This is a genomic window from Rickettsia endosymbiont of Ixodes scapularis (genome assembly GCF_000160735.1).
GTDB classification, from domain to species: Bacteria; Pseudomonadota; Alphaproteobacteria; order Rickettsiales; family Rickettsiaceae; genus Rickettsia; species Rickettsia tamurae.
The window spans coordinates 48321-56524 of record NZ_CM000770.1 but is presented as its reverse complement, the minus strand read 5'-3'; the positions used below and the strand labels follow the sequence as shown (position 1 = coordinate 56524).

The following is an 8204-nucleotide window of genomic DNA, read 5'->3' as shown; positions in this document are numbered from 1 at the left end:
TTTTGCTGATATAGTCAAACATTTAGTACTTATTGCGATTTTTAGAACAGCTCAAGAAAAAAGAAAAACCTTTTGCGGGTTTTAGATGCTTTTGCTGGGCTAGGTCTTTACGATTTAAACTCGGAGGCGGCTTCTAAAACTTTAGAAAGCGATACGGGCATTAATAAACTACTGCAAGCTACCGATCCTATTTCTCAGCTTTTACAAACTTTCTTAAATATAGTAAACCTAGCAGGTCTTAATCATTATCCCGGCTCACCTTTTATAATTAAACAATTATTAAGACCAAATGATCGCTTAATTGCTTGCGAACCTCATCCAAGCGATTACTTGAGTTAAAAAAACTACTACCGAATAATACACATAATATAGATGCTTATAATGCTATAAAAGCTTTTTTACCCTTTAAAGAGAATAGAGGATTAATTTTTCTTGATCCGCCTTTTGAAGTAAAAAATGAGTTTCAAAAACTGCTCGAAGCACTTAAAAAAATTAAGCTACGAGTTCTTAATAATACCGTCTTAATTTGGTATCCTAAGATTTATCTTTAGTCCGTGATTTTTACTACAATTACAAGAATATCGGATTTAAAGAAACTATAATTATTGAATATGAGCTTTTATATAGTGATAAAAATATGGTAAAGTGTGGTTAATGTTAATTAATCCTCCAAATATTAGAGAAGAATTAGAAAAATTAACTGGTTATTTAAGCAATATTTTAAATTTACGTATACTTGCTGAATTTGAAAAATTGGCTTCGTTGTTTTTTGCTTTTAATCCTCACGTACTAGTATGTATGCTGCGGTTAAAAGCCTCAAAACGCCTTGCTCTTTTCCAAATTGAGCTTCGTATATCAACTCTTCATTTCACAGGAGTATATTTACTTTTAATGTCTTTTCGAAAATATATCTTTTTACTGTTTATAGTTTTTCTGGTTCAAGGTTGTAGCAGTATTAAAGAATCTAGTGATACTACATTACTTTCTACCACTTCATCTCAATTAAAGCAAAAATATAAAATCAGCCATGCGGATTTAGTAGTACAGTATGATTTAACAAACAAAAATAACAAATGTATATATGCAAAAAACTTAGGTCTAATAATTAATAATCCTAAACAGAATAAGATTTTTTTACAAAAATTCCATAATAAAAACCCGGCAGAATTTAATAAAGCAGCCGAAATAAAAATAGCTGATATAAAGGCAGTTGTAACAAAACTAAATTCAAAATATAAGTTTCTCTCTAAACCGGAAGCTAGCTATTTTGCAAAAAAACAAACTCATAGGAATAATATCTCGGAATTAACCAAGCTTGATAAAATAATTAGTACAATACCACTTATGATGCCGGAATATGAGCCGAAAATTACTAGCCATTACGGAATTAGAAAAAGTCCTCATAAAAAGAAAAGAAAAAAGAAATGTTTCCATAGCGGTATTGATTTACAAGCTAAAAAAGCAGCGCCGATATATGCAGCGGCAAGCGGAATTGTTATAAAAGCGGCAAGAGCACCTGATTACGGGAATTTTGTTGAGATTAAACATGGACGCAAATTGGTTACGAAATATGCTCATTTAAAGGAAATGTCAGTCAAGGAAGGAAATAAAATTAAGCGAGGTCAATTTATCGGTATACAAGGAAGAACCGGTAATGCAACGGGTGAACATTTGCATTTTGAAATTCTACTAGACAATAAAGCAATTAATCCTTTTGATTTTATTTTTAACTGCCGTAAATGTTAAATTATGATCAAACTTTTATATCCTAAATTTTGGCAGAAGCGAAATATTATAGCTTATTTGCTTTTACCTATAAGCTTGATATATCAATTTTTAGGCTATTTACGAGCTAGTTTAGCACGTCCTATTATGTTGCCTGCTAAAGTTATTTGTGTCGGTAATTGTAGCGTAGGAGGTACGGGTAAGACGCAGATAGTAATGTATCTAGCCAAATTACTAAAAGTTAGAAATGTAAGTTTTGTAATAGTAACTAAGGCTTATGGTAGTAACCTTAAAAGTGCAACTACCATACATCAAGGACATACAGCATTAGAGGTAGGAGATGAGGGAGTAATACTTGCAAAGCATGGAACAGTTATTGCTACTAAAAATATTAAAGAGATTTTACCGTTAATTAACGAACTTAAACCTGATATAATAATAGTTGATGATTTCCTACAAAATCCTTATTTTCATAAAGATTTCACTATAGTTTCAGTAGATAGCCAAAGGCTTTCCGGCAACGGCTTTCTAATTCCTGCCGGTCCTTTAAGGCAGTATCCAAATAAAGCCCTTGATGCAGCTGATTTAATTTTTTTAGTCAATAGCACCAATGATAAAATACCGAATATTTTAACTCCTTATGTCAATAAGTTAATAAATGCTCAAATAGTTCCTTCAAATAATATAGATAAAACTAAAAATTATTTTGCTTTTAGTGGCATCGGTAATCCTGAGCGTTTCTTTTCGACTTTAAAAAATTACGGATTAAATATAACCGGTTACAAAATTTTTCCTGATCATTATAATTATTTACAAGCAGATTTAGAAAATTTATATTCATTAGCTAAAGAGCATAACGCTACCTTAATTACTACAAGAAAAGATCACGTTAAGTTTAATGATTTAAATAATAATATTATCTGTCTAGATGTAGAACTATCTATAAACAACCCTGATTTATTAAATGAAAAAATTTTTAAAAAAGCTCAGATATTTAATTGAGTATTTTATCGTCGTTATATTCCTTAAAGTAATAGGAATATTCGGTGTAGATAAAGCAGCAGATATTTGTAGTTTTATAGCAAGAAAAGTCGGTATATTATTTGCCGTTAATAAAATTGCTAGACGAAATATTAAAGCAGTATTCGGCGATATGTGTGATGTTGAAAAAATCATAGATCAGACTTGGGATAATTTTGGTAGATTTATCGGTGAATTTACATATGTCGACAAGATGGATGAAGCTGAGTTAGAGCGTAGAATCGAAACAATCGGCATAGAAAATATTAAAAAACTTGAAGGACAACCCTTTTTATTATTTAGCGGTCACTTTGCCAATTGGGATATTAGTCTTAAGATTCTTCATAAATCTTATCCGAAAGTTGCCGTAATTTATCGTAAAGCAAATAACCCGTATGTTAACAAATTGGTTAATGAAAGCCGTGCCGGTGATAAATTAAGACTTATACCAAAAGGTCCTGAAGGTAGCAGAGCTTTAGTTAGGGCTATCAAGGAGGGTAAATCTATTGTTATGCTTGTTGATCAAAAAATGAACGATGGAATTGAAGTGCCTTTTTTAGGGCACTCTGCTATGACTGCAAACGCCATCGCTAAAATTGCTTTGCAGTATAAATATCCAATTATACCTTGCCAAATCATTAGAACTAAAGGCAGTTATTTTAAAGTAATAGTTCACCCGCAATTAAAGTTTGAGCAAACCGGTGATAATAAAGTTGATTGCTATAATATTATGCTTAATATTAATCAAATGCTAGGAGAATGGGTTAAGCAAAATCCTTCTCAATGGTTCTGGTTTCATAATAGATGGAAAAAATAAAACGTCATTGTGAGCGACTGAACGGTCTCATACACTCGGTGTCATACCGTGGCTTGACCACGGTATCCAGTCTTTTTTAATTTTTTTTGGATCCCGTGGTCAAGCCACGGGATGACAGTGGTGGAATTGATCCACGTAACAACACTTAAGAAAGCATAGTCCGTAATTTTTCAAGTACCTCTTGAGCGTGATTTTTAGCATTTACCGACCGCCAAATATGCTTAACTATGCCCTCCTTATCAAGTAAAAACGTAGCTCTATCAATGCCCATATATTTTTTACCGAACATTGATTTTTCTATCCATATCCCTAATTGTTCACATAAATTTGAATTTGCATCAGAGGCTAAATCAAATCCTAAACTATATTTTTCTTTAAATTTATCATGAGAGTCAAGCTTATCTTTGGATACTCCGATAATTACCGTATTAAGTTTATCAAATTCTGGTTTTAGCTTGTTAAAATCTTGTGCTTCAATAGTACATCCAGGTGTATCGTCTTTCGGATAAAAATATAATACTATGAATTTTCCTTTTAAATCCGATAGTTTAATTATTTTATCTTTACCTATGTGTAAAGATAAATCAGGAACTTTTTTTCCTAGTTCTAATGTCATAAAATCCTCAAAGTTATTTGATACAAATAACTATATATTAAATATGTATTTTTTAAAATTACTTTTTAAAGTTATATTATTTATGATTCTGATATATAATACCTAAGTTTAATTTTTATTAACTATTTTCAAAAAGAGGTTTTATGAGAACTATAGGGGAAGCACTTGAAGAATTACATAATAATCTTAAAGGTTCTGTTAAAATTATTACTGCCGATTTTAGTAAAAAATGTCATGAAGTGGCGGATAAATTATCCGTTAAAATTAATGATTTAGAGAAATATGCTAAGGATTAGTAAAGATCATTCTTTAGAAACTATAAAAGAGCAATATAAAAATTTAACTAAAGAGTTGCAGGATTATCAGAAAATTAAAGATGATAAAGTAGAAGAATATAGACAAACTCTTGTAAAAAAACTTGATGATTTAAGTAAAAAAATTGAACAATATAACAATAAACATAAATAATTGGATAATATAATGAAAAAAATCTTAATAACACTAGGGGCTACATTATTATTAACACCTAGCATTTTTGCAGATTCGCCTACCAAGGATGAAACAAAAGCAAATGAAGTGCAAACTGAAGAAGTAGCTACAAGCAGTACAAAAACAATTACCGAAAACTTACAGGGATTAAAAGACAATTTAACAAACCTAGCACAAACGGGAGCCGATAAATTTAATCAGACCTTAAGCAATACTTATGATCAGATAGCCCAAAGCGTTGCAGAGATAAAAGAGATAAAAAAGAATGTGAAAGATCAGAAAGATAAAAAAGGTGAAGAACTGCAAAAATCTATAGATGATGTAAAAGCAAAAATGGAAGATTATAAAAAAGCAGGAAGCAAGAAAAAATACGTCAGTACCTAGTGGATAAATTAGAAGAGCTAAATAAAAATATTAATGAATATAATAACGATAAAGAAAAAGCAGATTCGTAATTTTTTAACGTCATTGCGAGGGGAGATGCGTAGCATCGACGCGGCAATCTCATAAAGTAGGATAAACTCCTGAGATTGCTTCGTCGAAACTTATAGTTTCTCCTCGCAATGACTGCGGACAATATACCCTTAAAAATCGGTATTATTTATGACTATTACCAAAGAAAAAATTGCAGCTATGTTAAGCTCCAAATTGGGTTTTTCAAATAATTTATGTTAAGAAATAGTTAATACGGTTTTTCTAACATTTTAGAAATAGCAAAGAAACAAAAATTAACTTTAAAGAATTTCGGTAGCTTTGAGGTTAAACAAAAAAATCCACGTCCCGGAATAAATTTTCATACCAAATCACCGGTAATTATAGAATCCAAAAAGAATTTACGTTTTGTCCCTTCTTCCAAATTAAAAGCTTTAATCAACAACCATGACAAATAATATATTAATAGACTTTTTGCATAACGAAGCTAATAAAGAGGAATTTGAAGGAAACACGGAACGTAGCACCGCAGCAGCGTACACTTTAGTACGTGAGGATGCGAGTACCGGATTGACGTACAAATTACCTTTAGAAGTAAGTTATGCAAAAAGTCTAACAAAAAAATATTATTCTGCTAGTGAAGTGATTAAGCATTTAAATATTGCTTTACATCAATTAAGATATCTAGAGACAAAAATCCCTGATTTATCTAATTATAAAATAAATAATAGAAAATATTATACTGCTAATGGATATTGATTTACTTCAAAAATCTTGCTGCAAAATGAGTTATACGAAGATTAACTTAGAAAAGAGCGAGGAGTCTGTAAGCCGAGGAGCGGAGCATATAGAAGTACGTGAGCAGCATCTGAGGGCTTACAAAGACGACTCAGCCAATTTTTCAAGTTAATCGAGTAGAATCGATGTATTACTTCAACTTCCATAATTTATCTCTTCAAATAAAAAAATTCTTGCCGATTCCTTGATGACTTGCGTATAGTACTTGTCATATCACGTTTTAAAGAAAGGAGCATATTATGACAATAAGACAAATGGTAAAGCCGGTAATTATAGGTATATCCGGTCCTGAATTAACCGATGTCGAAAGAGAATTATTTGAAGAGCATAATCCTTTAGGTGTAATTTTATTCCGTCGTAATATTAGAAAGAATGATAACGGTGAGCAGGATAAAGAAGCCCTTATTAAGCTTATTGCAGATATAAAAGAAGTATTAGGGGAAAATACTATCATCTCTATAGATCAAGAGGGTGGTAGGGTAAAAAGGCTCATAGCACCGACTTTTTATGACGCTCTGGCTGCTCAAACTTTCGTTGATGTGCAAGAGTGCAAACAAAACTATAGCAATATAGGCAAAGAGCTAAGAGAAGTAGGCATTAATCTAGATTTTGCACCGGTAGCGGATTTGATCCACGAAGGAGCAGACAAGATAGTCGGAGATAGAAGTTTTGGCTCAGAGCCGGAAGTAGTCGTACCTTTATGTTTAGCTGCTGTAGACGGATTACAAGAAGAGAAAGTCGCAGCTTGCATTAAGCATATTCCTGGTCATGGTAGAGCTACGGTGGATAGCCATAAAAAATTACCGATTGTCGATGCTGGTATAGAAGAGTTAGAAAAAACAGATTTTAAAGTATTTAAGGAGCTAGCGAAGCACGATAATATTAAGCTTGCTATGACTGCACATATAATTTACAAAGCTCTTGATCCAAACAACCCCGCAACTCTATCCAGAATAGTTATCGATTATATTAAAAATAATATTGGTTTTAAAGGGCTTATTATTTCCGATGCAATAGATATGAAAGCTTTAAGCGGTAGTATGGCAGATATTACCAAAGGAGTTTTAGATGCAGGCATAGATATAGTGCTTGAATGTACCAGAGAATTTAACAAAATGTCTGAAGTTTTAGGGAGTGTTTCGGGAAGGTTCTATAGATAAATTTTCTGACTTGTTTATTGTTGAATGCTATTATTTATTTAATGTCATACCGCGGCTTGACCGCAGTATCTTAGGACGCAGTCTGTGATGCAAGATCCCCGTGGTCGTAGCCACGCGGGATGACAACGGAACTGCACAACGGCAGGTATTTAGCCGTAAAATGGCTATTAAGGAGCTTATTCAATTAATCTAAGTTAAAATTAATTAAACAATTATATTGAAAAAATTTATTTTTACTATTAATCTGTTTTTTAATTTTTAGTTAAAGAATTAATTTTATAAATTACTTGAATAGTATTATGAACAGTCTTGTGGATTTAAGTTCTAAAAGCTATAGGTAATATTTACTAAGAATAAAGATATATAGAATTTTAGGTAGCATGAGGGGATTTGATTTGTGATATTATTAATCTGCTTAAAGAAGATTTAAATAAAGCAGATATAGAAAATGAGATATATATGCGTCTTAAAGAACCTTATTCTGTTTTAAAAAAGATGAAAAGGAAAGAAGTGCTGATTGATGCATTGAAAGACTTAATTGCATGTAGGATTATAGTTAAATCTAAAGCTCTATGCTATAATGCTTTGGACGTAGTTAAGAGTTCTCCGCATTTAGATTGGTTATACACCAAAGATTATATCAATAGACCAAAAAGCAACGGCTATCAGTCTCTTCATAATATAATGCAGCTTTTACACTATAAGCGTAATTTTGAAATACAGATAAGAAGTGAAGATATGCATAAAGATGCTGAACTTGGTAGAGCGGCTCATTTAAATTACAAAGAAGAACAAGACCTTCATTTGAAAAAAGTTTTTGACGTTACTAATGACACGATACTTTCTAAAGCACGTCAAATGGTGAAACAATTTGAAGGATTAGAAGAGCAAATTGTAGAATATGAAAAAGAAATTATGCGTATTTGGCATACTAAATACGACGAAATGCTAAAATGGGAAAATACTGCTGAAGTGCTAATATTTAACGAAGAGTAGTTTTTTCGTCATTGCGAGCAGGTATTGCCAGCGTAACACCGCCTCGTCATTGCGAGCGACCGTAGGAAGCATGGCAATCTCGTTAAATATCCTGAGATTGCTTCGTCAAAACTTGCAGTTTCCCCTCGCAATGACGGATAAGCCGATCCAT

The 8204-nt window shown here is 31.9% G+C and carries 7 protein-coding genes and 5 pseudogenes; 11 read left to right on the top strand and 1 reads right to left on the bottom strand.

The genetic code is table 11. The features are described from left to right. From rlmJ to REIS_RS00245, 4 genes and pseudogenes are all read left to right on the top strand, one after another. Positions 1-732: pseudogene (gene rlmJ / locus REIS_RS15260) on the top strand (23S rRNA (adenine(2030)-N(6))-methyltransferase RlmJ); the annotation flags it as partial. A 159-nt stretch (positions 733-891) separates the two neighbouring features. After that, entirely contained in the window at positions 892-1746 is an 855-nt protein-coding gene (locus tag REIS_RS00255; RefSeq protein ID WP_037214420.1) for a M23 family metallopeptidase, read from the top strand. Positions 1747-1749: 3 nt separating this feature from the next. Then, a complete protein-coding gene (gene lpxK, locus REIS_RS00250; protein ID WP_008579247.1) occupies positions 1750-2727 on the top strand; it encodes a tetraacyldisaccharide 4'-kinase in 978 nt (325 codons plus the stop codon). After that, on the top strand, positions 2690-3562 hold the full coding sequence (locus tag REIS_RS00245) for a lipid A biosynthesis lauroyl acyltransferase (protein WP_008579245.1): 873 nt from the start codon (positions 2690-2692) through the stop codon (positions 3560-3562). The genes lpxK and REIS_RS00245 overlap by 38 nt, the downstream gene beginning before the upstream one ends. 145 nt (positions 3563-3707) lie before the next feature. Here the strand turns inward: REIS_RS00245 and bcp are convergent, their stop codons facing one another. Further along, a complete protein-coding gene (gene bcp / locus REIS_RS00240; protein ID WP_008579244.1) occupies positions 3708-4178 on the bottom strand; it encodes a thioredoxin-dependent thiol peroxidase in 471 nt (156 codons plus the stop codon). A gap of 143 nt (positions 4179-4321) precedes the next feature. Between bcp and REIS_RS15255 the strand changes: the two genes are divergently transcribed. The 7 genes and pseudogenes from REIS_RS15255 to REIS_RS00215 all read left to right on the top strand — a co-directional run bounded on the left by REIS_RS15255 (position 4322) and on the right by REIS_RS00215 (position 8053). After that, a complete protein-coding gene (locus tag REIS_RS15255) occupies positions 4322-4474 on the top strand; it encodes a hypothetical protein (RefSeq protein ID WP_008579243.1) in 153 nt (50 codons plus the stop codon). Beyond that, positions 4461-4646, top strand: a complete 186-nt coding sequence (locus tag REIS_RS15250; protein ID WP_037214417.1) for a hypothetical protein — start codon at positions 4461-4463, stop codon at positions 4644-4646. Before REIS_RS15255 ends, REIS_RS15250 begins: the two co-directional genes overlap by 14 nt. Before the next feature lie 12 nt (positions 4647-4658). Continuing rightward, a pseudogene (locus tag REIS_RS00230) lies at positions 4659-5122 on the top strand (hypothetical protein). A 223-nt stretch (positions 5123-5345) separates the two neighbouring features. After that, positions 5346-5557, top strand: a pseudogene (locus REIS_RS11720) (HU family DNA-binding protein). Positions 5558-5573: 16 nt separating this feature from the next. After that, positions 5574-5825: pseudogene (locus REIS_RS16715) on the top strand (palindromic element RPE1 domain-containing protein); the annotation flags it as partial. 311 nt (positions 5826-6136) lie between these two features. Beyond that, positions 6137-7145 (top strand): annotated as a pseudogene (locus REIS_RS00220) (glycoside hydrolase family 3 N-terminal domain-containing protein). A 302-nt stretch (positions 7146-7447) separates the two neighbouring features. Next, on the top strand, positions 7448-8053 hold the full coding sequence (locus REIS_RS00215; RefSeq protein WP_008579240.1) for a guanosine polyphosphate pyrophosphohydrolase: 606 nt from the start codon (positions 7448-7450) through the stop codon (positions 8051-8053). Positions 8054-8204: the final 151 nt, after the last annotated feature.

Coding starts and splice junctions, on each gene's coding strand:
- REIS_RS15255 (WP_008579243.1), top strand. CDS start 4,322: ATGAGAACTATAGGGGAAGCACTTGAAGAATTACATAATAATCTTAAA.
- REIS_RS00245 (WP_008579245.1), top strand. CDS start 2,690: ATGAAAAAATTTTTAAAAAAGCTCAGATATTTAATTGAGTATTTTATC.
- bcp (WP_008579244.1), bottom strand. CDS start 4,178: ATGACATTAGAACTAGGAAAAAAAGTTCCTGATTTATCTTTACACATA.
- REIS_RS15250 (WP_037214417.1), top strand. CDS start 4,461: ATGCTAAGGATTAGTAAAGATCATTCTTTAGAAACTATAAAAGAGCAA.
- lpxK (WP_008579247.1), top strand. CDS start 1,750: ATGATCAAACTTTTATATCCTAAATTTTGGCAGAAGCGAAATATTATA.
- REIS_RS00255 (WP_037214420.1), top strand. CDS start 892: ATGTCTTTTCGAAAATATATCTTTTTACTGTTTATAGTTTTTCTGGTT.